The organism is Kitasatospora viridis (genome assembly GCF_007829815.1).
In the GTDB taxonomy this organism is placed as follows: Bacteria; Actinomycetota; Actinomycetes; order Streptomycetales; family Streptomycetaceae; genus Kitasatospora; species Kitasatospora viridis.
Window position 1 is genome coordinate 1,157,685 of sequence record NZ_VIWT01000001.1, and the last position, 25,186, is coordinate 1,182,870.

Below are 25,186 nucleotides of genomic sequence, written 5' to 3' on the forward strand. Positions count from 1 at the left end.
GTTATCCGGCACCGCCCTCAGCAGGGAGTTGATGGGTCGTTGGATTGGGTGACGGTATTATCTACCGCCTTTTCCGACCCCTTCGGGAAATCGGGTCAGAACTCGATCCGCACCTTCAAGGCCGAACGGTCGTCCATCGCCTGGTAACCGTCCGGCACCCCGTCCAGACCGACGGTGCGGTCGAAGACCAGGCCCGGCTCGATCCGCCCGCTCAGCACGTCCGCGAGCAGCTCCGGAATGTACGCGCGGGCCGGGGCCACGCCGCCGCCCAGCGAAACGTTTCTGCCGAACATCTGGCCGATGTCCACGCCCGCGCTGCCGCCGTGCGGCACTCCGACGTAGCCCACCGCGCCGCCGTCCCGGGCGATCGAGATCGCGGTGCGCATCGACTCCTCGGTGCCCACCGCCTCCAGCACCGCGTGCGCTCCCTGACCGCCCGTCAGCTCGCGCACCGCCTCGATCGCCGCCTCGCCGCGCTCCGCCACCACGTCGGTGGCGCCGAACTTCCGGGCGATCGAGGTGCGCAGCTCGTGCCGGCCCAGCGCGATGATCCGCTCCGCGCCCAGCCGCTTCGCCGCCAGCACCCCGCACAGGCCCACCGCGCCGTCGCCGACCACCGCGACCGTGGCCCCCGGACGCACCCGCGCCGAGACCGCCGCGTGGTGCCCGGTCGCCATCACGTCGGACAGCGCCAGCAGGCTGGGCAGCAGCGCCTGGTCGGTCGCCGCCTCCTTCGGCAGCTTCACCAGCGTGCCGTCCGCGAACGGCACCCGGACCGCCTCGCCCTGCCCGCCGTCCGACCCCACGCTGCCCCAGAAACCACCGTGCGGGCAGGAGGTCTGCAAACCGTCCCGGCAGTACTCGCAGCTGCCGTCCGACCACACGAAGGGGGCGACCACCAGATCGCCGACCTTGACGCCGGCCACCTCGCTGCCGGCCGCCTCGACGAAGCCGAGGAATTCGTGGCCGATCCGCTGGCCGGCCTCCCGGGCCGCGACCCCGCGGTAGGCCCACAGGTCGCTGCCGCAGATGCAGGCGTTGACCACCCGCACCACCGCGTCGGTCGGCCGCTGGACGACGGGGTCGGGAACCTCCTCGATGCGGATGTCCTGGGGACCGTGGATCACTGTGGCACGCATCTCAACTGTTCCTTCGCAGTACGACTAATCCCGATCAATCCCCTCCGTCACTCTATGCGCTGCCTCGGGGGCGTCGCCCCTCAAGGCCGGGCGGCGGTCCGCGCCCCTTAAGCTGGTGCACCATGCATCCGCTCCAGCCGACGGCCTTCCCGACCCAGCGCACCGCCGGGTCCACCGCCGGGCAGACCCAGGCCCCCGGCTACGCGGTGGTCGACGTCGAGACCACCGGCCTCGGCCGCACCGACCGGGTGATCTCGATCGGGCTCTACCGGCTGGACGCCGAGGGCAACGAGATCGACCACTGGTACACCCTGGTCAACCCGCAGCGCGATCCCGGCCCGGTCTGGATCCACGGCCTGACCAGCGCGATGCTGGCCGACGCGCCGACCTTCCCGGAGGTCGCCGAGGAGCTCGCCGAGCGGCTGCGCGGCCTGGTGATGGTCGCGCACAACGCGCTCTTCGACTGGAACATGATCTCCCGTGAGTTCTCCCGGGCCGGGCTGCGGGCCCCGGTGGAACAGCGGATCTGCACCATGGTGCTCTCCCGCGACCTCGGCCTGCCGCTGGCCAACGGCCGGCTCGCCACCCTGGCCGAGTACTTCGGGGTGCGGCAGCTGCACGCGCACAACGCGCTGGACGACGCCCGGGTGCTGGCCGAGGCCTTCCGGCCCAGCCTCGGGCTGGCGCTGAGCGGCGGGGTCCCGCTGCCGCTGACCACCTGCGTGGCCGTCACCGACCTGGGCGAGGACCCGGCGGCCATGCCGCTCGGCGAGGCGCCGGCCCGCGGCTCCTGGTCGTCCTCCTACCGCCCGGTCCGCAAGCGCCCGGCCTGCCCCTACCCCAACCCGGGGCGCTGGCGGGAGGGCGGGCCGCTGGTCCAGGGCATGCGGGTGGCGATCACCGGCGACACCGCCACCGACCGCGAGCTGCTGGAGGACCGGGCGATCGCGGCCGGCCTGCACATCGCGAGCTCGGTGAGCCGGCTGACCAGCCTGCTGGTCACCAACGAGCCGGGCAGCTGGAGCGGCAAGGCCCGCAAGGCCCGCGAGGTCGGCACCCCGGTGATCGGCGAGGACGCCTTCCTGCAGCTGCTCGCCGACGTCGCGCCGCACCCGGGCCCGGCCGCCGCCCGCTGACCGGCCGGGCCCGCGCCGCAGCGCCGTCCGACCCTGCTCCACCTGCGGTTTCCGGTCCGGCAGGATGGGGCCCATGGATCTCGGACTGCAGGACAAGGTGTACGTACTCACCGGCGCCAGCCGCGGCCTCGGCCTGGCCGCCGCCCGCGAGCTGGTGACCGACGGCGCCCGGGTGGTGCTGACCGGCCGTCAGCAGGACCGGCTGGACGCCGCGGTCGCCGCCCTCGGCGGCCCCGACCACGCGCTCGGCCTGGTGGCCGACAACGCCGATCCGGCCGGCGCCGAGCGGGTGCTGTCCACCGCCACCGCGCACTTCGGCCGCCTCGACGGGGTGCTGATCAGCGTCGGCGGCCCCGCCACCGGCCCGGTCCTGAAGGCCGCCGACGAGGACTGGCGGGCCGCCTTCGAGTCGGTGTTCCTGGGCGCCGTCCGGTTCGCCCGCACCGCCGCCGGGCTGCTCGCCGAGGGCGGCGTGATCGCCTTCGTGCTCTCCAGCTCGGTCCGCGAGCCGATCCCGGGCCTGGGCATCTCCAACGGCCTGCGCCCGGGCCTGGCGATGGCCGCCAAGTCGCTGGCCAACGAGCTCGGCCCGCGCGGCATCCGGGTGCTCGGCCTGCTGCCCTCCCGGATCGACACCGACCGCGTCCGCGAGCTCGACTCGCTCTCCCCGGACCCGGTCGCCGCCCGGGCCGCCGCGAGCGCCGCGATCCCGCTCGGCCGCTACGGCGCCCCCGAGGAGTTCGGCCGGGTCGCCGCCTTCGCCCTCTCCCCCGCCGCCTCCTACCTGACCGGCCTGATGATCCCGGTCGACGGCGGCGCGCTGCACGCCCTCTGACCCGGTCCGGCGGGCGCCGCTGCGCACCGTTACCACGAACGGGGGAACCTCCTGCGGCGGCCATCGGTCGCAGACGCACGGCGCTATGGTCGAGGCACCGTCGAACGGAGGTCCCCCCGTGCGCTCCCTGGATGACGCCGCGTGATCTGGCTGGCGGCCGCCGGCCTGCTCGCGATCGGCGTGGCCGCGCTGGGGGTGCTCGCCACGCTGCGGATGCCGGTCACTCCACGCGAGGAACCCGACGAGCCCGCCGACCGCGATGCCCACGGCCCCGGCGTTCACGGCCCACATGTGCACGGCCCCAGCGTTCACGGCCCCAGCGTTCACGTACCTGGTGCTCGCTCGGCGGCGGGGCGACCTGGATCCGCAGCTCCAGCGGGAGTTCTGCCTCCAGAGCAGCCGAGGCGTGGCTGAGCGGACCCTCCCGGAAGGCCAGCACAGCGGCCGGCGGCGCGCTCCCGGGCTCCAGCAGCAGCTGCGCCCGCAGCCGCAGCCGCCGGTGCCGCCCGAGCAGCCGGGTCCGCGCCGCGGTGACCTGCGGCAGGTGCAGCGCGGCGTCCCGCACGGCGGCCGCCAGCGTGGCGCCGCGCAGCCGCAGCCGCATCGGCGGCGCCCCGTCCGTCGGCAGGTCGAACTCCTTGACCGTCGCGCGCCGGAACTGCGCCACCAGCCAGCCGAGCGCCAGCAGCACCACGGCCGCCAGCCCGGCCACCACCGCCGGCCACCACCAGCCCCGGTCCCGCCAGCGGGTCCGCGAGGCGTCGCTCAGCACCGCCCGGTGCGGCGAGGCCAGCGGCCACCAGGACGGCGGCACCACCCCGAGGTGGTGGTAGACGTCGAAGCCGCCCGCCAGCACCAGCAGCGCGCCGACCAGCAGCAGCGCGCCCACCAGGGCCAGCAGCACCCGGTTCACCATCGCATCCCTTTCAGTGCATGTGCGGCCGGTGCCGGGCGGCCCGCCGACGGACCGTCAGCCGCGGCTCCCGCACCAGCTCGATCCGCGCCAGCTCGGCCGTCAGCTCCGTGCGCACCTGCGCCACGTCCGCGCTCCCGTGCACCGTGACCCGGGCGCGCCGCCGGCCGACCCGCACCCGCGCCGAGGCCACCATCGGCTGCGCGCAGGCCCGCAGCTCCAGCAGCGCCGCCACGCCCGTGCGGTCCACCACCGCACCGGGCGCCTGACGCAGCAGCAGCCAGCGCCGCTCCCCGGGGGTCAGCGCGAGCACCAGCAGCCAGCAGCCCAGCACCGCCACCACGGCGGCGCCCGCCAGCACCCAGGTGGAGTCCAGCTGACGGGTCGCCAGCTGGCCGGCCAGCCAGCTGCGCCAGCTGCCGGCCCGGTGTCCGGTCCACACCGCCGTCACGTCGTAGAGCAGCACCCCGGCGCCGGCCAGCACGGCGCACGCCACCACCGCCGCGGGCCCGGTGCGCGGCGACCGCGGCCTGCGGTACCCGGTCACCGTGCCACCAGCACCCGCCGCGCCCCGCGGCTGCGCGCCACCCGCGCCCGCAGCACCGGCCGCGGCGGCCCGACCGGCCGGCGCCAGCTGCCCGCTCCCGTCACCGGCGCCCTGCGCCACCCCGCGCCGCCCGGGCGCACCCAGGAGCCGGTCACCGCCGCCGAACCCGTCATCACGCCTCGCCCTTCACCGGCACCAGCCGCTCCACCAGTACGTCGACGTCGCCGACCGCGATCCCGGTCAGCGCCCGCACCTGCTCGGCCATCGCCTCGCGCACCTCGCCCGCCCGGCGCGGCAGGTCGCTCGGGAAGGGCAGGTCGAGCCGGATCCGGATCCGCGCGGTGCCGCCCACCACGGCCACCGAGACCCGAGGCGGCTCGCCCACCGGCTCCGGCCCGAGCGCCCTCGCGGCCGCCACCCGGGCGATCCGTTCCAGCACCCGGTCGGCGATCCGCAGCCTGCCGCGCCGGGCCGCCGGCGTGGCCGCGCCGGTGTCGCTGCCCCAGCCGGGGCCGAACAGCGTGTCGTCCCCCGCCGGCATCAGCGGCGCCGGTCGCGGCTGCGCAGCAGGTCACCGAGGTCGCCCAGTTCGAGGTCGCCCTCCAGCAGCCGGCCGGCCACGAAGCCCACCGCGCCGAGCGCGGCGACCAGCAGGAAGGCGGCGAACCCGCCGAAGTAGCCGGCGAAGCCCAGGGCCATGCCGGCCACCAGGCCGAGGTGGGCGAGATTCATCAGGTGCTCCCGAGCGCTGTGGTTGGGTGTCGGCTACTGGACCCTGGCGCGCCGGTCGGAGGAGGAGAGCGGTTCCTCCTCCTCGTCCGGCTCGTCCGGCAGGTGGACGTCGTTGACCGCGATGTTGACCTCGACCACCTCCAGGCCGGTCAGCCGCTCCACCGAGGTGATGATGTTGCGCCGGACGGCGGCGGCCAGTTCCGGGATCACCACCCCGTACTCGACGACCAGGGCGATGTCGATCGCGGTCTGCTTCTCCCCCACCTCGGCCTTGATGCCGCGCGAGACGCTGGTCCGGCCGCCCGGCACCCGGTCCCGGACCGCGCCGAAGGTCCGGGCCAGCCCGGTGCCGAGGGCGTGGATGCCGTGCACCTCGCGGGCCGCCATGCCGGCGATCTTCTCCACCACGCCGTCGGCGAGGGCGGTGCGGCCCCGCTGCTCGGCCTCGTGCGGATCGGTCTGCGGGTGGTGCGGCTTGGTCAGGTCGGACGGCTTCGGGGTGTCGGGCATGGGGGTGCCTCCATGGTGTGGCTCCAGCTATACCGTAATGTGCCCCAACTCTGACATTCCGCCACGAAACGCGCCTCCGGAGCCCGGTCGCCCGCCGGACGCACGCGGGCCCCCGGCGACAGCGTGTCGCCGGGGGCCCGGTAGGGGTGGTGACGGCCCGTCAGTCGCCGATGCCGGCCAGGTCGCGCAGCCGGCGCGCCTGGGCGGCCCGCTCCGCGGCGACCTGCTCCTGGTAGCTGCGGGCGCCCGCGCCGAGCAGCAGCGCCTTGGTCTCGATCACCGCGTTGCGCGGCGCGGCCAGCAGCGGCGCGGCCAGGTCGCGGGCGGCGGCCTCCAGCTCGCCGGCGGGCACCACCAGGTTGGCCAGGCCGAGCTCGGCGGCCTCCTTGGCGAAGACCCAGCGGCCGGTGGCGCAGATCTCCAGCGCCCGGGCGTAGCCGACCAGGTCGGTCAGCGGCTTGGTGCCGGTCAGGTCGGGCACCAGGCCGAGCGAGGTCTCGCGCATCGCGAACTGCACGTCCTCGGCGCAGATCCGCAGGTCGCAGGCGAGCGCCAGCTGGAAGCCGGCGCCCACCGCGTGCCCCTGCACGGCGGCGATGGTGATCACGTCGGGCCGGCGCCACCAGCTGAACGCCTCCTGGAAGGCGGCGATGCTGGCGTCCAGGTCCTGGTCCGAGGAGCCGGCCAGGGCCAGGAAGCCGGGCTCGCCGGGGATCCCCTCGGGGCTGAACATCGCGCGGTCCAGACCGGCCGAGAACGAGACGCCCTCGGCCCGCAGCAGCACCACCCGCACGGCGGCGGGCAGTTCGCGGCCGACGCCGGCCAGCGCGCGCCACATCGCGGGGGTCTGGGCGTTGCGCCGCTGGGGGTGGCAGAGCGTGACCACGGCGAACTCGCCATCGACCTCCAGCCGGACGCCGGACGCCTCCCACTCGTCGGGGCTGGAGAAGGCGGGGACGGGCGCGGTCATGCGGACCTCCGGCGGGTTCCGGGCAGGCGGCAGTGCACTGCCCTCGGCGTCATTTACCGGAGAGTAACTTAACTGCCCGGGTTCTGAGTAGTACCCCCGGGGGGCGGCAATCCGCCGACATTCCGACCCGCCCGCGCGGCGGGTCAATCACGACACCGGACGGTGGATATTCCGGGCGGACATGACGATCGGCGGCCGGACGGATTAACGTCCCGGTCGCCGATAGTCGGATCGCACTCTGGAAACTGACGAAACGTCGGAACCCGGTGCTGCCGTGACCCCTCCCCGCCTCAGCGGGTACCGGTCCCTGCCCGGCCGATCCGGTCTGACGGGCCGTCAGGATCCTGCAGCGGCAGCCGCCTTGGCCTTACCGCGCGTGGCACCACCACGACCCCGGAGGTTCACCCCGGTCTCGCTCAGCATGCGGTGCACGAAGCCGTACGAGCGGCCGGTCTCCTCCGCCAGCGCGCGAATACTCGCCCCGGAGTCGTACTTTTTCTTCAACTCGGCCGCGAGCTTCTCACGCGCGGCACCAGTTACCCGGCTGCCCTTTTTCAGAGTCTCGGCCACCCGTGCCTCCTCGTAGCTGTGCTCGGTCAGATTCCCATGATCACCCATCCCCTGGCTCCTGGCCACCCATTCGACAAGGTCCGTCCGGGGAAAGGGAGCGCGGACGGGGGGTACCACCAGCGCATCGGGGCGCTCACCCAGGGTGCACGCGCCCTGGGGAAATCGGCACCGGGGAGCGAAAGCCCTGATCAGCGAGGGGACGAGGGTGGAGCAAGGGGTGGATCCGAGTAAAACGGAATCCAAGACCCCGGCATTCCCGGACGGCCCCGCATGATGAGGGGGCATCGGCCGTATGCAGGAGCGCGCGTCTACCGAACCGCGCGCGTCGGCCCACCGAGCGTGAAAACGAGCGGCCGCCACTCCGGCTTTCCCGAAATGGCGGCCGCTCCCTGACGCCGGTTCAGGCCAGCGACACCAGGTCGTGGTAGGCCGGGCTCCACAGGTCCTCGACGCCGTCCGGCAGCAGGATGATCCGCTCCGGCTGGAGCGCGTCCACCGCGCCCTCGTCGTGGGTGACCAGCACCACGGCGCCGCTGAAGGAGCGCAGCGCGCCGAGGATCTCCTCGCGGCTGGCCGGGTCCAGGTTGTTGGTCGGCTCGTCCAGCAGCAGCACGTTGGCGGAGGAGACCACCAGCGAGGCCAGCGCCAGTCGGGTCTTCTCGCCGCCGGAGAGCACCCCGGCCGGCTTGTCCACGTCGTCGCCGGAGAACAGGAAGGAGCCGAGGATCTTGCGGATCTGCACCAGGTCGGTGTCCGGCGCGGAGGAGCGCATGTTCTCCAGCACCGTGCGCTCCGGGTCCAGGGTCTCGTGCTCCTGGGCGTAGTAACCGATCTTCAGGCCGTGACCCGGGATCACCTCGCCGGTGTCCGGGGCCTCGACGCCGGCCAGCATCCGCAGCAGGGTCGTCTTGCCGGCGCCGTTCAGCCCGAGCACCACCACCCGGGAGCCGCGGTCGATCGCCAGGTCGACGTCGGTGAAGATCTCCAGCGAGCCGTAGGACTTGGAGAGCCCACTGGCCGTCAGCGGGGTCTTGCCGCACGGGGCCGGGTCGGGGAAGCGCAGCTTGGCGACCTTGTCGGAGGCGCGCACCTCGTCCAGGCCGGAGAGCAGCTTCTCGGCGCGGCGGGCCATGTTCTGCGCGGCCACCGTCTTGGTTGCCTTGGCCCGCATCTTCTCGGCCTGGGCGTTCAGCGTGGCGGCCTTCTTCTCGGCGTTGGCCCGCTCGCGCTTGCGGCGCTTCTCGTCGTCCTCGCGCTGCTGCTGGTACTGCCGCCAGCCCATGTTGTAGATGTCGATCGCGGACCGGTTGGCGTCCAGGTAGAAGACCTTGTTGACGACCGTCTCGACCAGGTCCACATCGTGCGAGATCACGATGAAGCCGCCCTTGTAGGTGGCCAGGAAGTCGCGCAGCCAGGCGATCGAGTCGGCGTCCAGGTGGTTGGTCGGCTCGTCCAGCAGCAGCACGTCGGCGTCGGAGAAGAGGATCCGGGCCAGCTCGACCCGGCGGCGCTGACCACCGGACAGGGTGTGCAGCTCCTGGCCGAGGATCCGGTCCGGCAGGCCGAGCGCGGCGGCGATGGTGGCGGCCTCGGCCTCGGCGGCGTAGCCGCCCTTGGTGAGGAACTCGGTCTCCAGCCGGGAGTACTTCTTCATCGCGTTGTCGCGGGTGGCGCCCTTGCCGTTCGCCATCCGCTCCTCGTTCTCGCGCATCTTCTTCAGCACCACGTCCAGGCCGCGGGCGGAGAGGATGCGGTCGCGGGCGAGCACGTCGAGGTCGCCGGTGCGCGGGTCCTGCGGGAGGTAGCCCACCTCGCCGGAGCGGGTGACCGTGCCACCGGCCGGCAGGCCCTCGCCCGCCAGCACCTTGGTGAGCGTGGTCTTGCCCGCGCCGTTGCGGCCGACCAGGCCGATCCGGTCGCCGGGGGCCACCCGGAAGCTGGCGGACTCGATCAGGATGCGGGCACCGGCGCGCAGTTCGAGGGCGTTGGCGGCAATCATGGCTGGGCGGGACTCCTGGGACGGGAAAGCGGCGGGCAGCTGGTCGGGCCGGGCGGGTGCCGCCGCTCCTGGGGAGCGAGAACAGCGATGCGGGCCAGTCTACCGGGCACGCCGGAGCTGCCCGGAGGAATAACGCTGGCCCGCCTGAGCGGGCGGGCCAGCGTCGGGGCGCGGGTCGCGCCCGGGGTCACTGCGCGGCGGGGGCCGCCGACGGGGCAGGGCAGGCGCCGGCCAACTGCTCGGCGGCGAACGGCGCCTGCGGGCTGTCGCAGGGCACCTCGACCACGCCGGTGTCGGAGTCCAGCACCCGGCTGCCGACCAGCGGACCGTCGTCCAGGCGCACCCGGCGGCCGTCCAGCTTGATCAGCTCGACCCGGTTGCCGCTGTTCAGCATGTAGCCGTGGCCGTCCAGCTTGAAGCCGGTGATCGAGCCGGGCAGCGGGCGGCCGGAGCCGGTGCTGGTGCAGGAGCGCGGGAGCAGCACGGCGGTGTCGGCGCCAACGGCCCGCAGCGGGTCGAAGAGGCAGCCGGCCGGCGGGCGGGCGTTGAACCTGAGATCTCCGTCACGGTCGCGGAAGCCCATGGTCAGACCGGGGGTCAGCACCTGCACCCAGGGCTCCGGCACGGAGACGGTCTGCACGGCCGCGGCGGCCCGCTCCAGCTCGATCTCCTTGCGCTGGGCGTCGGTGCGCTGGTCCGCGCCCGGGTCGCCGTCGCCGTGCAGCCAGTCGGACAGGCCGGGCACGGCCCGGTGCCAGCGGACCTCGTGGTCGCTGACCCGGACCGAGGTGACCATCCCGTCGTCCCAGACCACGATGGCGCTCTGGTCCGGCGAGGAGTCCGCGCCGACCAGCGAGAGGTGCAGCGCGGTCGCGCCGTCCCGGCGGTAGGACCAGAGCAGCGCGCCGCTGGTGGGGTCGTAGGCCTCCAGGCCGGGGCCGATCTTGAAGTCCGGGGTGACCGGGTCGGCCGACTGGGCGCTCACCGGGCTGGCCTCCGCCTTGCCGGGCGCGGAGACCTGGTCCCCGAACGGCACCGGCCGGTTGGCGTGCGCGGCGGCACCGGCTGCGAGCACCAGCAGCACGGCCGCGGCGGGCAGGGCGGACCGAGGGGTCAGGGTTCGAAACGGCTTCCAGGACACCACCGGAGGGTACCTGGCCGGGGTTTCGGCGTCAGCACGGCGGGGCCGGTGAACCACTTCGCAGACGGATAACCGGACATTCGGCGGGGGTGGGTCGGCGGGGGAACCACCCCGCTGAGCTGGTCCGATCCGGTCGAGCGAAGTGCTGACGATCGATCAGGAATCCGTCCTTTTCATCTTGGATTCCACCAGACTCGCGATATCTGCCCACTTTAGGGTGACATTCGGCTTTTCTGACGGCTCGTCGGCTTACTGTCGAAGCCCCCAAGCACTGTCGGTACCGGGGTGGACACGGAGCGCCGCCGGAGCCGGACCCGAGGAGAGACCATGCGCATCGGCCGCCTGGCCCTGGCCGCGTCGGCGCTGCTGCTGCTCACCACCGCCGGCATCTCGTCCGGCGGCGATCCGCTGAGCACCGCGGACCGCACCCCCGCCGCCTCCGACGCCCCGAGCCCGGGCACCGCGCCCGCCCGGGTCGGCCGGGGTGCCGCGCCCAAGCCGACCACCCGGCGGGCCGACCACGACGTGCCGTTCGGCGCCTTCGTCGGCTCCTGGGACGACTACATCCCGCAGATCGCCAAGATGGGCGACTGGCTGCACGGCGCCGACCTCCAAGTCGGCCACACGTATCTGGCCGGAAACGGTTGGAGCGACGTGGAGGGCGACACCAAGGTGCTCGCCCTGTGGTCGCAGTGGCGGATGGCCGACCGGAGCCGGACCCTCGTGCTCAACGTGCCGATGCTGGTGCCCAACGAGGGCGACGTGCCGGACGACCAGGTGGCCGACCTGCTGCACCAGGGCGCCCGGGGCGCCTTCGACCAGCACTACCTGCGCCTGGCCCGCAAGCTGGTCGCGCTCGGCGGCGGCGACACCGTGCTGGTGCTCGGCTGGGAGATGAACGGCATCACCTACACCGGCCGCTGCCGGCCCGACCCGGCCGCCTGGAAGACCTACTGGCGCCGGATCGTCGACGTGATGCGCTCGGTGCCCGGGCAGCGGTTCCGCTTCGACTTCACCCCGAACCGGGGCCTGGACGACATCGCCTGGACCAAGTGCTACCCGGGCGACGACGTGGTGGACATCATCGGCACCGACAACTACGACCAGCCGGCCGGCGCCACCTTCGACGACTACGTGCACGAGCCCTACGGCCTAGAGGACCAGGTGGAGTTCGCCGCCAAGCGCGGCAAGCCGGTCTCGTACCCCGAGTGGGGGCTGTTCCGCAACGGCGACAACCCGGAGTTCGTGCGCCGGATGGTCGAGTGGATGCGCACCCACGACACCGCCTACCAGACCCTCACCGACTACTGCCCGCACGGCTTCTGGGAGTGCCGGGACAACCCGCGCTCCAGCGCGGTCTACCGGCAGCTGATGAGCGGCAAGGGCGAGCCCGACACCGGGGACCGCCCGACGCCGTCCGGGACCCCGACCGCGCAGCCCTCGCAGCCGCCGACCGCGACCCCGACGCCCACCCCGGAGCCGACCGCGACCCCGGAGGAGCCGCTGCTGCCCGACTGGCCGCTGCTGCCCGGCTGGCCGGACCTGTCCAAGCTGCCCGGGCTCTCGCTGGGCGGCCACTGAGCGGGGCGGCGGTGACGGTCCGTCCGGTCGTGTGCCGGACGGACCGTCAGCGCCGCAGCAGCGCCCGCAGCCGCCGCACCGGCTCGCGCAGCCGCGGTGCCAGGGCCGCCCGGCCGCGCACCGCCGCCAGCCGCAGGCTGAGCAGCACGGCGCCCCGGCGCGGGCCGAGCAGCAGCCGGTGGTTGTGCTCCCGGTCCGGCCGCCAGCGGGACTTGTACGGCTCGTCACCGCGCATCAGGCTTATCACCGGCACCCCGGCCGCGACCGCCTCCGCCAGCCCGGTGGCGAACAGCAGCCCGGCGACGTCGAGGCGCTCGCGCAGCCCGGGGTGCGCGCCGTAGAGGTAGAGCCCCGCGAAGGTGCGGCCGAGCAGCAGCAGGTCCACGGCGACCAGCTCGCCGTCCAGGTGGTAGCGGTAGACCACCGCCTGGCCCCGCTCGGCCAGGCCCGCGGTGGACTCGGCCAGGTGGGCGCGGAACCGCTCGGTGGTGTGCTCCGGGGTGACCCCGCGGGTCTCCCACTGCAGCGCGTGCAGCCGCAGCAGCTCGCCCATCGCCGCGGGGACGGCGGCCGGCTCGACCCGCTCGGCCCGCACGCCGACCGCCTCCAGCTTGCGCTGCTTGGCGCGGCGCTTCTGCGCGGTGCGGCCCGGCATCCGGTCGTACATCCGCTCCATCGAGACGGCCGGCAGGTGCTGGCAGAGCGAGTCGAGCAGCTGGTGGCGGCGGCCCGACCAGTGGGCGTAGACCTGGTGGGCGGCCGAGCCGGGCGGCACCTCGCGCAGCTCCAGGGCCTGCCAGGGGCGGCGCAGCGGGAGCGCGGCGGCCAGCCGGGCGGCGGCCTCGTCGGTGTACCGGTCGTCCAGCAGCAGGTCGGTGCAGTCGATCAGGCCGCCGCCGAGGGCGGTGAGCACGCCGCCGCGGGTGCGGTGCAGGGCGGTCGCCGCGACCAGCCGGCCGCCGCGGCGGACCAGCACCACCCGCAGCCGGCCGGGGCGGCCGTACTGCCGCCACCAGGAGGCCTGCCAGGCGGCGGCCTGGAACGGGGTGGCGGTGGCGCAGCGCTCGGCCAGGTCGTCCCACTCCGCGGCGAGCTCGTCCAGCGCGCCGTCGTCGCGGCGGACCTCGGTCTGCCAGCGCACCGCCTCCGCCGGGCCCGCCGGGTCGCCCGGGCGGGCGGGGGCGGGCACGGCGGCGGCGCGGCGGGTGTCGGTCACTTGGCGGCCTGTTCCTTCTCGGGGGCCTCCTTGGCCGCCGCCTCCTTCTCCTTGGCCGCCTGCTTGCCCACCGCCTCCTTGCCCGCTGCTTCCTTGCCCGCCGCCTGCTTGGCCGGGGCCGGCTTGCCGGGGGCCTCCTTGGCGGGGGCCGGGACCACGGGCTCGGGCGCGTCACCGGCGGCCGGCGCGGGGCCCGCACCGGGCGCGGCGGCCGGCGCGGTGACCGGCTGCGCGGCCTGGCCGGGCCGGCGACGGGTCATCAGCACCAGCGAGCCGATCAGCACCCCGGCCGCCCCGCCCACCGCGACGTCGAGCTTGCGGCTCGGCGTGCTCGGCGCGTCCGGCGCGGCCGCGGCGGCCAGCGGCACCAGCCTGACCCCGGTCTCCTTGCTGCTGGTGTTGCCGAAGGAGACCAGCGCCCGGGCCACCGCGTCGGCCGACCTGACCGCGTCCTGGGGGTGGGCGCCGCTGCCGTCGATCTCGATCACCGGTGCGTCCGGCGAGGTGGTGCCGTGCACCAGGTTCGCCAGCTCGGCGGTGGTCTTGCCGGCGTCCGCCGCGGCCAGCGCCAGCACCTGCGGCTGGCCGGCCAGCCGGCCGTACGCCTGCGCGAAGTTGGTGGTCTGCGCGGCCTGGGTCTGGTCCACCGGGACCACCACCACGTAGGAGTTGGCCGCGTAGACCGGCGGCGCCAGGAGCGCGTAGCCGGCGCCGCCGACGGCGCCGACCGGGATCGCCACGGCCAGCGGCCACCAGCGGCGGGCCGTGCTGCGGATGCTGTGCAGTCGATCGGACATCTCAGATCTCCCTCTCGGCCGGGACCGGTGGGAGGCCCCGCCCCAGCCGCTGGTACAGCTCGCCCAGGTGGGCCGCTGTGCGAACAATGTCGTAGTGCGCCACCGCGGCCGGGCGCGGCAGCGGTGCCGCCGGGCGCCCGGTGGCGAGGTCGAAGAGCGCCGCCCGGTAGGCGGCCTGGGTGGAGGGGAGCTTGCGGGCGCCCGGCGCGGCGTCGGCGGGCAGCTCCTCCAGCGCCGGGCAGCCGCTGTGCAGGATCGGCAGGCCGGCGGCCAGGCCCTCCAGCACCGCGAGCCCGAAGGTCTCCTCCACCGAGGGGGCGGCCAGCACGTCCATCGCGGTCAGCAGCTCGGGCACGTCGGCCCGTTCGCCGGCCAGCACGGCGCGCGGGCCGGCCAGCCGGGCCAGCCGGGCGCGCTCCGGCCCCTCCCCCACCAGCAGCAGCCGGACCTGCCCGGGCAGCGCGGGGAGCACCTGGGCGAGCACGTCGAACCGCTTGCCGGGCACCAGCCGGCCGACCGCGCCGATCACGAACGCCTCCTCGGGCAGCCCGAGTTCGGCGCGCAGTTCGCGGCGGATCCGGGCCCGCTCCCGCTCGGTGTGCAGGAACCGGCCGGCCTCGATGCCGTTCGGCAGCACCTCGACCCGCTGCCCGGGCACGCCCCAGTCGCCGAGCGTGCCGGCCACCTGCCGGGAGACCGCCACGGTGGTGCTGCCGAGCCGCTCCGCCGCCAGGTAGAGCGACTTGACGCCGAGTCCGACCGGGCGCCCCTCGATGGTGCCGGCGTGCAGCGAGTGCTCGGTGGCCAGCACCGCGCGCACCCCGGCCAGCCGGGCGGCCAGGCGACCGTAGAGGCCGGCCCGGTAGAGGTGGGTGTGCACCACGTCGAACCGGCCGCGCCGGATCAGCCGGGTGAGCCGGGGCAGCACGCCGAGGTCGCGGTTGCCGCGCATGCCGAGGTCGTGCACCGGCACGCCCTCGGCCCGCAGCGCCTCGGCGACGCTGCCCGGGTTGGTCAGCGCGGCCACCTCGCAGTGGATCCCGGGCGGCAGGTGACGGATCGTCAGCAGCAGTTGCTGCTCGGCGCCGCCGGCCGCCAGTCCGGTGATGATGTGCAGCACCTTCACAGGCTCGCTCCCCGTCTGCGGAGTTCGGTGATGACGTCGCGCAGGCCGTGCCGGCCGCGCTTGGCGCGCAGCCGCCAGGCGCCGTCGCGGTCGCCGACGTAGCAGCGCGGCAGGGCGAAGCGGCCGGCCAGCGGGCTGTGCCGGATCGCCACCGCGTAGTCGTAGCCGGCCTCCCGGACCGCCCGGGCGGTCGGTCCGTCGACCGCGCCGTACGGGTAGCAGAAGCCCCGCACCGGCTCGCCGAGCAGCCCGGCCAGCACCGCGCGGCTCTCCCGCACCTCGGCCCGAAGCACCTCGGCGGGCACTCCGGGCAGCGCGGTGTGGCTCAGGCCGTGCGAGCCGATCTCCCAGCCGGCGGCGGCGAGGTCGCGGACCTGCTGGTCGGTCAGCAGGGCCTTGCGCGGCCCCTCGGTGTCCCAGCCGTTGTCGCCGCCGAGCCGCTGGGTGACCACGTAGGCGGTGGCGGTGAAGCCGTAGTCGGAGAGCACCGGGACGACCTGGCGGGCGAAGTCGGCGTAGCCGTCGTCGAAGGTCAGGCCGACCAGCCGCTCCCGGCGCCCGGCGGCCCGGGCGGCCAGCAGCTCGCGCACGCTGACGCCGCGCCAGCCGCGCACCGCCAGCCAGCGCATCTGCGCGGCGAACCGCTCGGGGCTGACGGTGAGCAGGTACGGGTCCTCCTCCTCGTCGGCCACCGAGTGGTACATCAGGATCCACGGCATGGCCGCCCGGCGGACCGGCCCGGTCCCCGTGTCCTGACGCGGCAGCCTGGCACCGTGGGTGAGTTCAGCGACCATCGGGCAGCGTTCCTTCCTGCAGACGTGGCGCCGGCACGGCGCCCTCCCCGCACCCGGTCGGCGGCCGACCGGTGGAGCGGACCAGGAGCGGGCGCAGCACCCGCCGGACCGGGCCGGTGATCTCGCGCGCGCCGAGCAGCGTGCCGAGCACCAGGTAGATCGCCAGCACGGTGCTCCCGCCGGCCAGCAGGGCCGGCAGGGCCGGGTCGACGGCCCGGCTGACCAGGCCGCCGAGCAGCGTGGCGCCGGCCGCGGCCAGGACCAGCCGGGCCTGGCCGCCGAGCACCCGGCGGGTGCGCAGCGCGATGCCGCGCAGCGCCAGCCCGTGCAGCAGCAGCGCCGCGGTGGTGGTGATCCCGGCCGCGTTGCCGGCCGCGAGGCCGAGCGCGCCGAAGTGCGGGGCCGTGCAGACCCCGACCAGGGTGGTGACCAGCAGGCCGACCGCCATCGCGCCGACCGGGTACCAGTCGAGCAGCCGGTCGGCGGGATCGGCCGGGCGCGGGTCGTCGGCCCGGCGCACCGCCGGGCGCATCGAGAAGAACGGGCGGACCATCACGCCGATCAGCGCCTGGGCCAGCAGGCCGAAGCTGTAGACCTGGATCACCCGGGCGGTGGCGGTGGTGTCGGCGGCGCTGAACGCGCCGCGCTCGAAGAGCAGCGAGACCACGGCGGGCGCGCAGGCGATCAGGAAGGCGGTGCCGGCCAGCACCACCGCGGCGGCCTGGCCGAGGTCCTTCTCGACCCGGTCGCGGGCCGCCCGCAGGTCGCCGGCGGCGAGCGCCCGGGCGACCAGCGGGAAGGTGACGGTGCAGATCAGGATCGCCGTGGTCATCGCCAGCTGGGAGACCTTGGCGGCGTAGTTGAGGTGCGAGATGGTGCCGGGCGGCAGGTCGGAGCCGAGGTAGCGCTCGATGAAGACCTGGGACTGGCGGGTCAGCGTGAAGGCGGCGACCGGGAGCAGTGCCGTCGGGCTGAGCAGCAGCGGGCGGCCGGTCCGGCTGCGCCGCCGGCGGCGGGCCCCGCCGGCCTTCAGCGCCCTCCCGTACGGGCCGATCAGCACGCCGACCATCAGCAGGCTGCCGAAGGCCACGCCGAGGGCCGCCGAGCGCACCCCGAGGAAGGTGTGGCAGAGCGTCAGGAACCCGAGGATGCCCAGGTTGTAGGCCACGTAGATGGCGGCCGGAGCGGTGAACCGGTGGTGCGCGCGCAGCGCGGCGCCGAAGTAGCCGGCGGCGCCGAACGGCAGGATGGTGACGGCGGTCAGCCGGGTGCAGGTGATCGCGAGCCCCGGGTCGGCCAGGCCCGGGGCGAGCGCGTGCACCAGCTCGGGCGCCCAGAGCATGGTGGCGCCCGACAGCGCGCACAGCCCGGCCAGCAGCCAGGGCAGTGTGGCGGCGGTCAACTGCCGGACCGGGTCGCGGCCTTGCGGGTCCTCCTCGCGCAGCACCAGGGCCAGGCTGAAGGCAGGCACCATGAGGAACGCCATCGCGTCCTCGATCAGCAGCGGCGCCGCGGTCTCCGGCACCGTCCAGGAGACCAGGAAGGCGTCGGTGCCCTCGTCGGCGCCGAAGAACCGGGCGAGCAGCAGGTCGCGCAGCAGGCCGAGGCCGGAGCCGGCCGCGCTGAGCACCGCGGTGATGCCGAACGCCTTGGCCAGGAAGGAGGCCTGGCGGGCCGCGGCGGGCGGGCTGGGGGTGCTGGTGAGCTGCTCGGTGGTGCTCACGCCGGCTCCGGCCGGTGCTCCGGGTCGGCGGGCAGCGCCCACCAGGCGGCCAGGCCCAGGATGACCGAGGTGAGCACGGTGGTGGTGCCGCCGATGTCGGCGTAGAGGAAGTCGACCAGGACCCAGCAGAGCAGCCCGACCACGGCCGGTCCGGCCGCGCCGGGCCGGCGCAGCGCGCCGACCAGCAGGGCGAGGAAGAGCGTGCCGTAGGCGGTGATCCCGACCAGGCCCTGCTCGCTGAGCACCAGGAAGTACATGTTGTGCGGGGAGAGCAGCGGTTCGCGCTGGAAGCCGTTGGTGGCGTCGGAGGTGTCGCTGCCGGAGGAGAGCCGCAGCGGGGCGTGCGAGTCGCGCAGCTGCTGGAAGCTCTTCGGGCCGGCGCCGGTGACCGGGTGGTCGGCCCAGATCGCCCGGGCGGTGGTCCACAGGTCGTAGCGGTCGCTGACCGAGTGGTCCTCGTTGCCGCCGGAGACCGTGCCGATGCTGCTGAGCCGCGCGGTGACCCCGCCGCCGCCCGCGCCGAGCCCGCCGACCAGCACGACGGCGGCGGCCAGGCCCAGGCCCGCCCAGCGCAGCGCCAGCTTGGCGTCCGCCTTGAGCAGCAGCACGCCGGCGGCCAGCGCGGTGGCGATCCAGCTGCCGCGGCTGTAGGAGACCGCGAGCGGGAAGGCCAGGAACGCCGCCGTGAGCAGCAGGCCGCGCCGGGCCCAGCTGCCCCGGCGCTCCATCAGGCCGAGGGCCAGGGCGGCCAGCAGGCCGAAGCTGACCACCCCGGACATCGCCATCACGTCGAGCGCGCCGAAGGTGCCGACGGCCCGGATCGGCGCGCCGGTGTAGGAGGCGCCGGTGCCGGTCAGGTTCTGCACGGTGCCGACCGCGCCCTCGACCACGGCGGCGGCGATGAAGGAGCCGAGCACCAGCCGCAGGTCGGTGCGGTCGCGCAGGGCGGCCAGCACGGCGACCGGCACCAGCACGAAGATCTGCTCCAGCCGGACGAAGCCGGTCAGGCTGGCCGACGGGTCGATCGAGGTGAGGGTGGCGAGCGCGGCGGCCAGGGTGATCGCGCCGAACAGCGCGCAGGCCCGCCGGCCCAGGCCGATCGGGCGCCCGCGCAGCACGTCCAGGCCGAGCAGCGCGACCAGCAGCAGCGAGGCCAGGTCGGCCGGGGTGACGTGCACCGAGGCGGCGACGTCCTTCTCCTCGGTCGGCACGCAGACCAGCAGCACGGTGGCGGCGGTCAGCAGGCTGGGCCGGCGCAGCAGCGCCGGTACCCGGTGTCCCACCGTTGTCGCCCGGTGGGGCAGGGTCAGGGCCACGGTGCGTCAGTTCTCCTTCGGGCGGAGCGGGGTCACGACGGGTCAGCTCCCGTCGGGTCGGAGCATCAGGGCCGCGGTGCGCAGCAGGATCTTGACGTCCTGCCAGAGGCTCCAGCTCTCGATGTAGCGGTTGTCGAAGCGGGCCCGGTCCTCGATCGAGGTGTCCCCGCGCAGGCCGTTCACCTGGGCCAGGCCGGTCAGGCCGACGGGCACCCGGTGGCGGTCCGCGTACTCCGGGTCGGCCTGGCTGAACCGCATGACGAAGTAGGGGCGTTCGGGGCGCGGGCCGACCAGGGTCATGTCGCCGCGCAGCACGTTCCACAGCTGCGGCAGCTCGTCGAGCGAGCTGCGCCGCAGCAGCCGGCCGAGCCGGCTCATCCGGTGGTCCTGGGAGATGTTCCAGTGGGTGGCCGACTCGTGCTCGTTGGCCGGGCGCAGGGTGCGGAACTTGAGCACGGTGAAGACCCGGCCGTCCAGGCCGGTGCGCTGCTGGCGGAAGAGCACGCCCTTGCCGGTGTCGAGGCGGACCAGCAGGGCGCAGCCGGCCAGCACGGGCGCGATCAGCAGCAGCCCGGTGCCGGCCGCGAGCACGTCCAGCGACCGCTTGGCCAGCCAGCCGGGGCGGCGCATCGCGGGCCGGGGCAGCGGCAGGCAGGGGTAGCCCCAGAGGTGGTCGGCGCTGCGCCGGATGCCGGGTTCCAGCGCGCCGTGCTCGCGCAGCGCGGGCAGCAGCCAGACCTGGCAGCCGAGCGCGGCCGCCTCGCGCAGGGTGGCGGCGGTGTCCCCGCCCTCGCAGCTCTCGGCGGTGACCAGCAGCCGCCGCACGCCGTACCGGGTGATCGCCCGCTCCAGCACCTCGCGGCCGCCGAGCACCGGCACCGGGGAGTCGGCGGGCAGCCGCAGCGGGTCGGCGTCCAGGAAGCCGACCGGGCGCATGCCGTACTCGGCGCGCTCGCGCAGGGCGGCGGCGATCCGTTGGCCGAGCGGCCCGGCGCCGAGCAGCAGGACCGGGACGGGGCGGCGGCGGCGGATCCGGCGGTGCAGTCCGTAGATCAGGGTGCGGCCGACGGCGGCCAGCAGCACCAGGCTGGCGAGCAGGGCGAGCAGCCTGGCGCCGGTGGCCGGTCCGGCGGCCGGCCACGCCTCGGGCAGGCAGGCGGCCAGGGTGACGGCGAAGGCCAGCGCGACGGCGGCCCGGCCGGCCAGTGCGGGGAGTTCGTCCAGCGCGGACGGCGACATCCGGGTGCGGTAGAGGCCGGCGGCCAGGTTGAGCGGGAGCAGCAGCGGGAGCACGGCGACCGCGTCGGCGAACGGGTGGGCCGGGTCGGCGGCGCAGGCTGCCGACCCGGCGGCCACCGCGAGCAGGTCGACGGTGAGGAGTCCGGCGGGCAGCGCGGCCCGGGAGCGCAGGCCGCGGCGGTGGCGGCCGAGCTGGGCGGCGGCGGCCAGAGCGGGCCGGGCGGGCCGGTCGAGGAGCTCGGTGGCGAGCCGCCGGCCGCCCGCCGCGGGTCGCCCCGGCCGCGGCACGCTCTCGTGATCAACTGTCATCTGCGCACGAACTCCCCTGCTGTGTGGGCGGTGCTCGTCCCATTTCGCACAAGGGTCTGTCAAGAATCTCGCACTATAAGAACGAAGCAGGCAAAATCAGACACTACCGAACGCAGGCTGTATCTCCGGAAGTTGACTTGCCATTTCATTCCACCCGCCCATTAATACGAATATCCGATAGGCGATGGGCCGTCAGAGCTGCACTGGAGCACCGACGGAACCTCGCACGCCCAGGGATTCCGCGCCACCGGTGCGCCCACCCGACCCACTGGACACCCTGATCACCGGTCGCGATCGGTGCGGAATATCGTGCGCTTCACGCTCTGAGAAACGATCAGATGCGCGCGGGGACACGGGGAGTCGTCTGGCCGAAGGTGATCGACTTCTGATAGAGCTCCGACACCCGCGCGATCACCGTGCGAATGTCGTGCTGTTCGGACACCCACCCCCGGGCCGCCGCCCCGCGCCGCGCGCACTCCAACGGATCGGCCAGCGCCACCGCCAGCGCGTTGGTCAGCGCGGCCGGGTCGTTCGGCGGGATCAACCCGTGCTCCCGCTGGTCCGGCGGCAGCTGCTCGCGCGCCCCCGGCACATCGGTGAGCAGCACCGGGCGGCCCATCGCCATCGCCTCCAGCGAGGCCAGCGCCATGCCCTCCCAGCGGGACGGCAGCACCACCAGGTCGGCCGCCGCCAGCCACGGCCGCGGGTCGGGCACGTCGCCCGCGAGCCGCACCCGGTACGGCTCCGGCAGCGCCCGCGCCTGCGCCGCCAGGGCGGACGCGTCCGGCCCGCCGCCGACCAGCGCCAGCTGCGCCGTCGGCACCCGGCGGGCCACCGCCGGCCACGCCGCCAGCAGCACGTCCTGCCCCTTCTGCCGACAGAGCCGGCCGACGCAGACCGCCAACGGCACGGACAGGTCGAGGCCGAGCGAGAGCCGGGCGGCGCGGCGCTCGGCGGGCGTGTAGTGCGCCAGGTCGACCCCGTTCGGCACCACCGTGAAGTCGGCCTCCACCCCGGCCGCCTCGCCGTCGCCGCGCTCCTGCTCGCTCACGCAGAGCACCGAACTGGCCCAGCGCGCCGCGTACTGCTCCCAACGGGTGCTCACCCGGGCCAGCGCACCGGTCGCCGCCGCGAAGGACCACGCGTGCGGCTGGAAGACGGTGGGCAGCCGGCCGCGCACCGCCAGCCGGCCGGCCAGGCCCGCCTTCGCACTGTGCAGGTGGACGAGGTCCGGGCCGGCCTGGCGCACCACCTGGCGCAGCCGGGCGGTCTCCGCCGCCACCGTGGGCCCGGGCGAGCGGCGGGCCGGCCACTCCAGCAGCTCGGCGCCCGCGGCGGCGGCCTCCCGGCCGAGCCGCCCGCCCGGCGGGCAGGCGACCAGCACCCGGTGCCCGGCACCGCGCTGACCGCGCACCAGGTCGGTCACCACCCGGGCGACACCGCCGTCCACCGGCTGTGAGACATGAAGGATCGTCAGTTGCACGGCCGCGAGCCTATGGTGACGGAGCGCTACGGATCGTCCACCGTCAGCTCGGCGTGCCGTGCGGTCGCCCGTACGGGGCGTGGTGGTCGTACGGGCGTTCTGGTGCTACTTCAGGTGATCGGCCGGTCTGCTTACTTCAGGTGGTCGGCCGGTCTGGTTACTTCAGGTGGTCGGCCAGCTTGGCGAGGACCTCGTCGTGGATCCGGTTCAGGCCCTTCGGGGCGAAGGTGCGCTCGAAGAAGCCGCCGATGCCGGTGGCGCCGGTCCAGGTGGTCTCGATGGCGACGGTGGTCCGGCCCGCCCCCGCCGAGCTGATGCTCCAGGTGATCACCATCGAGGAGTTGGCGTCCGTCTCCACCAGGGTGCCCGGCTTCGGGGCGCTCACCGTGAACAGGCAGTCGCGCACGCGCTTCTCGGTCGCCTGGAGCTTCCAGTGCACCTGGGTGCCCGCGCCCACCCCGCCGGCCCGCACCTCGTACTCGCTGTACTGACCCGGCAGCAGCTGCGGACGGACGGTCGCGTAGTCGGCCACCGCCTCGTACGCCTGCTCGGGGGTGGCGGAGTACGTCCGCTCGGTGCGGGCGTGGACCTGGGCCATGACGGCTCCTCGTGCTGCAGTGCTGGACTGGACTGGTTGCGCACAGCTTAGGCTGGCGGCTGTGCTGACCAAGGTGAAGGCCCTCCACTACCTCGCCCCGCTGCGGGCCGGCGGCTCGGTGCCCGCGATCATCGAGACCGACGACCTCGGGACGTACGTGGTCAAGTTCAGCGGCGCCGCCCAGGGGCGCAAGGCGCTGGTCGCCGAGGTGATCGTCGGCGAACTGGCCCGGCGGCTCGGCCTGCGGGTGCCGGAGCTGGTCGAGGTGGACTTCGACCCGGCGGTCGCCGAGCACGAGGAGGACGCGGAGATCCAGGACCTGCTGCGGGCGAGCAGCGGACTGAACCTCGGGATGGACTACCTGCCCGGCTCCACGGACTTCCGCCCCGGGCAGGCGCTGGGCTCGCTGGACCCACTGGAGGCCGGGTCGGTGGTCTGGCTGGACGCGCTGACCGCGAACGTGGACCGGACCACCGCCAACCCGAACATGATGGTGTGGCACGGCAAACTGTGGCTGATCGACAACGGGGCCGGGCTGGTCTTCCACCACCGCTGGTCAACCGCGCTGACGGCCGTGGACCGGGCGTACGACCTGAGCAACCACGCGCTCGGGTCGTACCGACCCGATGTGCTCGCCGCTGACGCTCGGCTCGCCCCGCTGGTGACCGCCGAGTTGCTGCGCGAGGTCGTCGCGCTGGTGCCGGCGCAGTGGCTGGAGATCGAGGAGGGGTTCGCCTCGGTGGCCGACCTGCGGGAGGCGTACGTGCAGCACCTCGCCGCCCGGGCCGCCGTCTCAGAGCGCTGGATCCCGCGCTGCTTCGCCAGCGAGGAGGAGCAGCGCGCGGCGGAGGCGGCCGCGAAGGCGCGCAGCCAGGCCGGTCGGCCGGCCTGGCTGCAACAGGTGCCCGACCTGCACGGGCGGTGAGGGTGCCTCAGGCCGGCCGCACGCAGCGCGTGCAGCGGCACTCGGGCCACTCGCCGGTGATCGGGCGGAAGTAGGGCTCGCCGTTGCGCACCGTCCGGGCGCTCAACTCGACGCGGGTGCCGTCGGGCTGGATGCGGTAGGTGCGCAGGGTCATCTCGCTGGTGCGCTCCTCGTAGTCGTATTCGTACCTGGTCATCGTCAGCGGTCCGCGCACGCGAACCCGGACAGCAGCAGGTCGGCCATCCGGAGCACGGTCTCCGGTGTGGCGCGGCCGAGTTCGACCAGCACGTGCCCGGTGAGCAGCGACGGCTCGTCGAGCCCGAGCGAGGGCAGGACGAGCCCGCCGACCCCGAGCGCGGCGCGCAGCCGGATGCGCGCGTGGTCGGCGGCGATGCGGTGGGGGTTGAGGTGGAGCTGGTAGCGGGTGGTCATGGGGTGGGGGTCGCTTTCTCTGGTTCTACGGACTGTGCCTCCAGGGTTGCGGTGTGCGACTACGATTGGTAGAGGGGGGCGGATTACTCTCGGCGGGCGTAAGAGGAGTAATTGAACGTATGGGCGAGGCAATTGACCCCAGGTCATCTCTCACTGCACTGTATGCCGACCGGGTGCGGCGGGCGCGCGAGAAGTTGGGGAAGACGCAGACGGCGGTGGGCAGCGAGATGCACGTCGTTGCGTCGCGGATCAACCAGATCGAGCGGATGACGGGGAGTCACCCGACGCTGCCGCTGTCGAAGGCGCTGGACAAGACGCTGGATACGGATGAGCTGCTGGAGGACCTCTGGCACCACATGCAGCGGGAGCGGTTCGCCGATTACGCCAGGGACTACATGCGCGCTGAGGCCGCCGCCGCCCGCATCTGCGAGTACTCCGGCCTGTTCATCCCTGGACTCCTGCAGACACGCGACTACGTCCGCTCGCTGTTCGCCGAACAACTGCCCGGCTACCGGGTGATGACCGAGGCCGACGTCACCTCGCGCATGCTCCGCCAGCGGCGCCTGTTCCAACCGGACGGCCTCGAACTGCACGTCATCATCGACCAGATCGCCCTCCTGCGCGAGGTCGGCGGGCCTCGCGTCATGCGCGCCCAACTCGCGCGCGTGCTAAGGGTTGCCGAGCGGCCGAACGTCACCGTTCAGGTGCTCCCCCTGAATTCGGGCGTGCACAGTGTCCTCGGCTCCTCACTCAGTCTCATCACCAGCTCCAAGGACAAGCAGCTCGCCTACATCGAGGAAGCCCACTACGGCCGGCTCTACGACGAACGAGCCGACGTCAAGCAGTGCACGCTGCTTTACGATGTCCTCCGGACCAAGGCACTCCCGCCGTCGATGTCCCTCGACCTGATCCACGCCACCATGGAGGACATCCGCCGTGATCCACGCAGCTCCCGTTCCTGACGTTGTCCAGTGGCGCAAGTCCAGCCACAGCAACACTCAGAACGGCAACTGCGTCGAGGTGGCCACCAACCTCCCCGCCCTCACCCCCGTCCGCGACAGCAAGGACCCCCACGGCCCTTCCCTCGCCTTCCCTACCCCCTCCTTCACCACCTTCCTCACCGCCCTCCGCGCCGACACCCTCACCTGATCGCGC

General features: G+C 74.3%; 28 protein-coding genes. 6 read left to right on the top strand and 22 right to left on the bottom strand.

What is annotated here, in order from left to right:
- Positions 1-95: 95 nt before the first annotated feature.
- On the bottom strand, positions 96-1,139 hold the full coding sequence (locus tag FHX73_RS05195) for a zinc-dependent alcohol dehydrogenase family protein (protein ID WP_145903635.1): 1,044 nt from the start codon (positions 1,137-1,139) through the stop codon (positions 96-98).
- 122 nt (positions 1,140-1,261) lie between these two features.
- On the opposite strand from FHX73_RS05195, the gene FHX73_RS05200 reads away from it, so the two are divergent.
- Both FHX73_RS05200 and FHX73_RS05205 read left to right on the top strand, forming a co-directional pair.
- Complete coding sequence (locus FHX73_RS05200; protein WP_145903637.1) at positions 1,262-2,275, top strand: DEDDh family exonuclease; 1,014 nt, start codon at positions 1,262-1,264, stop codon at positions 2,273-2,275.
- 73 nt (positions 2,276-2,348) lie between these two features.
- Positions 2,349-3,110, top strand: coding sequence for an SDR family oxidoreductase (locus tag FHX73_RS05205; protein WP_145903639.1), 762 nt, complete (start codon positions 2,349-2,351; stop codon positions 3,108-3,110).
- Positions 3,111-3,330: 220 nt separating this feature from the next.
- On the opposite strand, the gene FHX73_RS05210 is transcribed toward FHX73_RS05205, so the two are convergent.
- The 10 genes from FHX73_RS05210 to FHX73_RS05250 all read right to left on the bottom strand — a co-directional run bounded on the left by FHX73_RS05210 (position 3,331) and on the right by FHX73_RS05250 (position 10,492).
- Entirely contained in the window at positions 3,331-4,026 is a 696-nt protein-coding gene (locus FHX73_RS05210) for an alkaline shock response membrane anchor protein AmaP (RefSeq protein ID WP_145903641.1), read from the bottom strand.
- A 10-nt stretch (positions 4,027-4,036) separates the two neighbouring features.
- Complete coding sequence (locus tag FHX73_RS05215; protein ID WP_145903643.1) at positions 4,037-4,570, bottom strand: DUF6286 domain-containing protein; 534 nt, start codon at positions 4,568-4,570, stop codon at positions 4,037-4,039.
- On the bottom strand, positions 4,567-4,743 hold the full coding sequence (locus FHX73_RS44525; RefSeq protein ID WP_170304854.1) for a hypothetical protein: 177 nt from the start codon (positions 4,741-4,743) through the stop codon (positions 4,567-4,569). Before FHX73_RS44525 ends, FHX73_RS05215 begins: the two co-directional genes overlap by 4 nt.
- Positions 4,743-5,111: an alkaline shock response membrane anchor protein AmaP gene (locus tag FHX73_RS05220; RefSeq protein ID WP_246213358.1), complete on the bottom strand. Its 369-nt coding sequence runs from the start codon at positions 5,109-5,111 to the stop codon at positions 4,743-4,745. Before FHX73_RS05220 ends, FHX73_RS44525 begins: the two co-directional genes overlap by 1 nt.
- Positions 5,111-5,302 (bottom strand): hypothetical protein, encoded by a 192-nt coding sequence (locus tag FHX73_RS05225; RefSeq protein WP_145903645.1) that lies wholly within the window; start codon positions 5,300-5,302, stop codon positions 5,111-5,113. Before FHX73_RS05225 ends, FHX73_RS05220 begins: the two co-directional genes overlap by 1 nt.
- Positions 5,303-5,335: 33 nt before the next feature.
- Positions 5,336-5,812 carry an Asp23/Gls24 family envelope stress response protein gene (locus tag FHX73_RS05230; protein ID WP_145903646.1) on the bottom strand — a complete coding sequence of 159 codons (477 nt, stop codon included), beginning with the start codon at positions 5,810-5,812 and terminating at the stop codon, positions 5,336-5,338.
- 160 nt (positions 5,813-5,972) lie between these two features.
- Positions 5,973-6,782, bottom strand: coding sequence for an enoyl-CoA hydratase/isomerase family protein (locus FHX73_RS05235; RefSeq protein WP_145903648.1), 810 nt, complete (start codon positions 6,780-6,782; stop codon positions 5,973-5,975).
- Positions 6,783-7,118: 336 nt separating this feature from the next.
- Positions 7,119-7,352 carry a helix-turn-helix domain-containing protein gene (locus FHX73_RS05240; protein WP_180356646.1) on the bottom strand — a complete coding sequence of 78 codons (234 nt, stop codon included), beginning with the start codon at positions 7,350-7,352 and terminating at the stop codon, positions 7,119-7,121.
- A gap of 400 nt (positions 7,353-7,752) precedes the next feature.
- Positions 7,753-9,351 carry an ABC-F family ATP-binding cassette domain-containing protein gene (locus tag FHX73_RS05245; RefSeq protein WP_145903650.1) on the bottom strand — a complete coding sequence of 533 codons (1,599 nt, stop codon included), beginning with the start codon at positions 9,349-9,351 and terminating at the stop codon, positions 7,753-7,755.
- 187 nt (positions 9,352-9,538) lie between these two features.
- On the bottom strand, positions 9,539-10,492 hold the full coding sequence (locus FHX73_RS05250) for a hypothetical protein (protein WP_145903652.1): 954 nt from the start codon (positions 10,490-10,492) through the stop codon (positions 9,539-9,541).
- A 327-nt stretch (positions 10,493-10,819) separates the two neighbouring features.
- Between FHX73_RS05250 and FHX73_RS05255 the strand changes: the two genes are divergently transcribed.
- Entirely contained in the window at positions 10,820-12,073 is a 1,254-nt protein-coding gene (locus tag FHX73_RS05255) for a glycoside hydrolase family 26 protein (protein WP_145903653.1), read from the top strand.
- A 46-nt stretch (positions 12,074-12,119) separates the two neighbouring features.
- Here the strand turns inward: FHX73_RS05255 and FHX73_RS05260 are convergent, their stop codons facing one another.
- The 9 genes from FHX73_RS05260 to FHX73_RS05300 all read right to left on the bottom strand — a co-directional run bounded on the left by FHX73_RS05260 (position 12,120) and on the right by FHX73_RS05300 (position 22,674).
- Complete coding sequence (locus tag FHX73_RS05260; RefSeq protein WP_145903655.1) at positions 12,120-13,289, bottom strand: GNAT family N-acetyltransferase; 1,170 nt, start codon at positions 13,287-13,289, stop codon at positions 12,120-12,122.
- The gene (locus FHX73_RS05265) at positions 13,286-14,086 is read right to left on the bottom strand and encodes a YveK family protein (RefSeq protein WP_145903657.1); all 801 of its coding nucleotides are present in this window, start codon (positions 14,084-14,086) and stop codon (positions 13,286-13,288) included. The genes FHX73_RS05260 and FHX73_RS05265 overlap by 4 nt, the downstream gene beginning before the upstream one ends.
- Before the next feature lies 1 nt (position 14,087).
- Positions 14,088-15,206 carry a glycosyltransferase gene (locus tag FHX73_RS05270; RefSeq protein ID WP_342795281.1) on the bottom strand — a complete coding sequence of 373 codons (1,119 nt, stop codon included), beginning with the start codon at positions 15,204-15,206 and terminating at the stop codon, positions 14,088-14,090.
- A 2-nt stretch (positions 15,207-15,208) separates the two neighbouring features.
- Entirely contained in the window at positions 15,209-16,006 is a 798-nt protein-coding gene (locus tag FHX73_RS05275; RefSeq protein WP_170304855.1) for a polysaccharide deacetylase family protein, read from the bottom strand.
- Complete coding sequence (murJ, locus tag FHX73_RS05280) at positions 15,996-17,729, bottom strand: murein biosynthesis integral membrane protein MurJ (protein WP_145903661.1); 1,734 nt, start codon at positions 17,727-17,729, stop codon at positions 15,996-15,998. Before murJ ends, FHX73_RS05275 begins: the two co-directional genes overlap by 11 nt.
- Complete coding sequence (locus FHX73_RS05285; RefSeq protein WP_246213359.1) at positions 17,726-19,045, bottom strand: O-antigen ligase family protein; 1,320 nt, start codon at positions 19,043-19,045, stop codon at positions 17,726-17,728. Before FHX73_RS05285 ends, murJ begins: the two co-directional genes overlap by 4 nt.
- 42 nt (positions 19,046-19,087) lie before the next feature.
- A complete protein-coding gene (locus FHX73_RS05290; RefSeq protein ID WP_145903663.1) occupies positions 19,088-20,593 on the bottom strand; it encodes a sugar transferase in 1,506 nt (501 codons plus the stop codon).
- 334 nt (positions 20,594-20,927) lie between these two features.
- Entirely contained in the window at positions 20,928-22,076 is a 1,149-nt protein-coding gene (locus FHX73_RS05295) for a glycosyltransferase family 4 protein (protein ID WP_342795282.1), read from the bottom strand.
- 157 nt (positions 22,077-22,233) lie between these two features.
- The gene (locus FHX73_RS05300; RefSeq protein WP_145903664.1) at positions 22,234-22,674 is read right to left on the bottom strand and encodes an SRPBCC family protein; all 441 of its coding nucleotides are present in this window, start codon (positions 22,672-22,674) and stop codon (positions 22,234-22,236) included.
- Between the two features lie 61 nt (positions 22,675-22,735).
- On the opposite strand from FHX73_RS05300, the gene FHX73_RS05305 reads away from it, so the two are divergent.
- Entirely contained in the window at positions 22,736-23,599 is an 864-nt protein-coding gene (locus FHX73_RS05305; protein WP_145903667.1) for a HipA family kinase, read from the top strand.
- A 7-nt stretch (positions 23,600-23,606) separates the two neighbouring features.
- On the opposite strand, the gene FHX73_RS05310 is transcribed toward FHX73_RS05305, so the two are convergent.
- Together FHX73_RS05310 and FHX73_RS05315 are read right to left on the bottom strand one after the other, a co-directional pair.
- On the bottom strand, positions 23,607-23,795 hold the full coding sequence (locus FHX73_RS05310) for a hypothetical protein (RefSeq protein ID WP_145903668.1): 189 nt from the start codon (positions 23,793-23,795) through the stop codon (positions 23,607-23,609).
- 2 nt (positions 23,796-23,797) lie between these two features.
- Positions 23,798-24,031 carry a hypothetical protein gene (locus tag FHX73_RS05315; protein WP_246213360.1) on the bottom strand — a complete coding sequence of 78 codons (234 nt, stop codon included), beginning with the start codon at positions 24,029-24,031 and terminating at the stop codon, positions 23,798-23,800.
- A 119-nt stretch (positions 24,032-24,150) separates the two neighbouring features.
- Here FHX73_RS05315 and FHX73_RS05320 point away from each other — a divergent pair, with 119 nt between their 5' ends.
- Together FHX73_RS05320 and FHX73_RS05325 are read left to right on the top strand one after the other, a co-directional pair.
- Positions 24,151-24,993, top strand: coding sequence for a helix-turn-helix domain-containing protein (locus tag FHX73_RS05320; RefSeq protein ID WP_145903670.1), 843 nt, complete (start codon positions 24,151-24,153; stop codon positions 24,991-24,993).
- Positions 24,968-25,180 (top strand): DUF397 domain-containing protein, encoded by a 213-nt coding sequence (locus tag FHX73_RS05325; RefSeq protein WP_246213361.1) that lies wholly within the window; start codon positions 24,968-24,970, stop codon positions 25,178-25,180. The genes FHX73_RS05320 and FHX73_RS05325 overlap by 26 nt, the downstream gene beginning before the upstream one ends.
- The last annotated feature ends 6 nt before the right edge of the window (positions 25,181-25,186 follow it).

Bases quoted from the DNA above. Each gene is read 5' to 3' on its own strand.
- FHX73_RS05195 (WP_145903635.1), bottom strand. From the start codon at position 1,139: ATGCGTGCCACAGTGATCCACGGTCCCCAGGACATCCGCATCGAGGAG.
- FHX73_RS05200 (WP_145903637.1), top strand. From the start codon at position 1,262: ATGCATCCGCTCCAGCCGACGGCCTTCCCGACCCAGCGCACCGCCGGG.
- FHX73_RS05205 (WP_145903639.1), top strand. From the start codon at position 2,349: ATGGATCTCGGACTGCAGGACAAGGTGTACGTACTCACCGGCGCCAGC.
- FHX73_RS05210 (WP_145903641.1), bottom strand. From the start codon at position 4,026: ATGGTGAACCGGGTGCTGCTGGCCCTGGTGGGCGCGCTGCTGCTGGTC.
- FHX73_RS44525 (WP_170304854.1), bottom strand. From the start codon at position 4,743: ATGACGGGTTCGGCGGCGGTGACCGGCTCCTGGGTGCGCCCGGGCGGC.
- FHX73_RS05220 (WP_246213358.1), bottom strand. From the start codon at position 5,111: ATGCCGGCGGGGGACGACACGCTGTTCGGCCCCGGCTGGGGCAGCGAC.
- FHX73_RS05225 (WP_145903645.1), bottom strand. From the start codon at position 5,302: ATGAATCTCGCCCACCTCGGCCTGGTGGCCGGCATGGCCCTGGGCTTC.
- FHX73_RS05230 (WP_145903646.1), bottom strand. From the start codon at position 5,812: ATGCCCGACACCCCGAAGCCGTCCGACCTGACCAAGCCGCACCACCCG.
- FHX73_RS05235 (WP_145903648.1), bottom strand. From the start codon at position 6,782: ATGACCGCGCCCGTCCCCGCCTTCTCCAGCCCCGACGAGTGGGAGGCG.
- FHX73_RS05245 (WP_145903650.1), bottom strand. From the start codon at position 9,351: ATGATTGCCGCCAACGCCCTCGAACTGCGCGCCGGTGCCCGCATCCTG.
- FHX73_RS05255 (WP_145903653.1), top strand. From the start codon at position 10,820: ATGCGCATCGGCCGCCTGGCCCTGGCCGCGTCGGCGCTGCTGCTGCTC.
- FHX73_RS05265 (WP_145903657.1), bottom strand. From the start codon at position 14,086: ATGTCCGATCGACTGCACAGCATCCGCAGCACGGCCCGCCGCTGGTGG.
- FHX73_RS05275 (WP_170304855.1), bottom strand. From the start codon at position 16,006: ATGGTCGCTGAACTCACCCACGGTGCCAGGCTGCCGCGTCAGGACACG.
- FHX73_RS05290 (WP_145903663.1), bottom strand. From the start codon at position 20,593: ATGACAGTTGATCACGAGAGCGTGCCGCGGCCGGGGCGACCCGCGGCG.
- FHX73_RS05300 (WP_145903664.1), bottom strand. From the start codon at position 22,674: ATGGCCCAGGTCCACGCCCGCACCGAGCGGACGTACTCCGCCACCCCC.
- FHX73_RS05310 (WP_145903668.1), bottom strand. From the start codon at position 23,795: ATGACCAGGTACGAATACGACTACGAGGAGCGCACCAGCGAGATGACC.
- FHX73_RS05315 (WP_246213360.1), bottom strand. From the start codon at position 24,031: ATGACCACCCGCTACCAGCTCCACCTCAACCCCCACCGCATCGCCGCC.
- FHX73_RS05320 (WP_145903670.1), top strand. From the start codon at position 24,151: ATGGGCGAGGCAATTGACCCCAGGTCATCTCTCACTGCACTGTATGCC.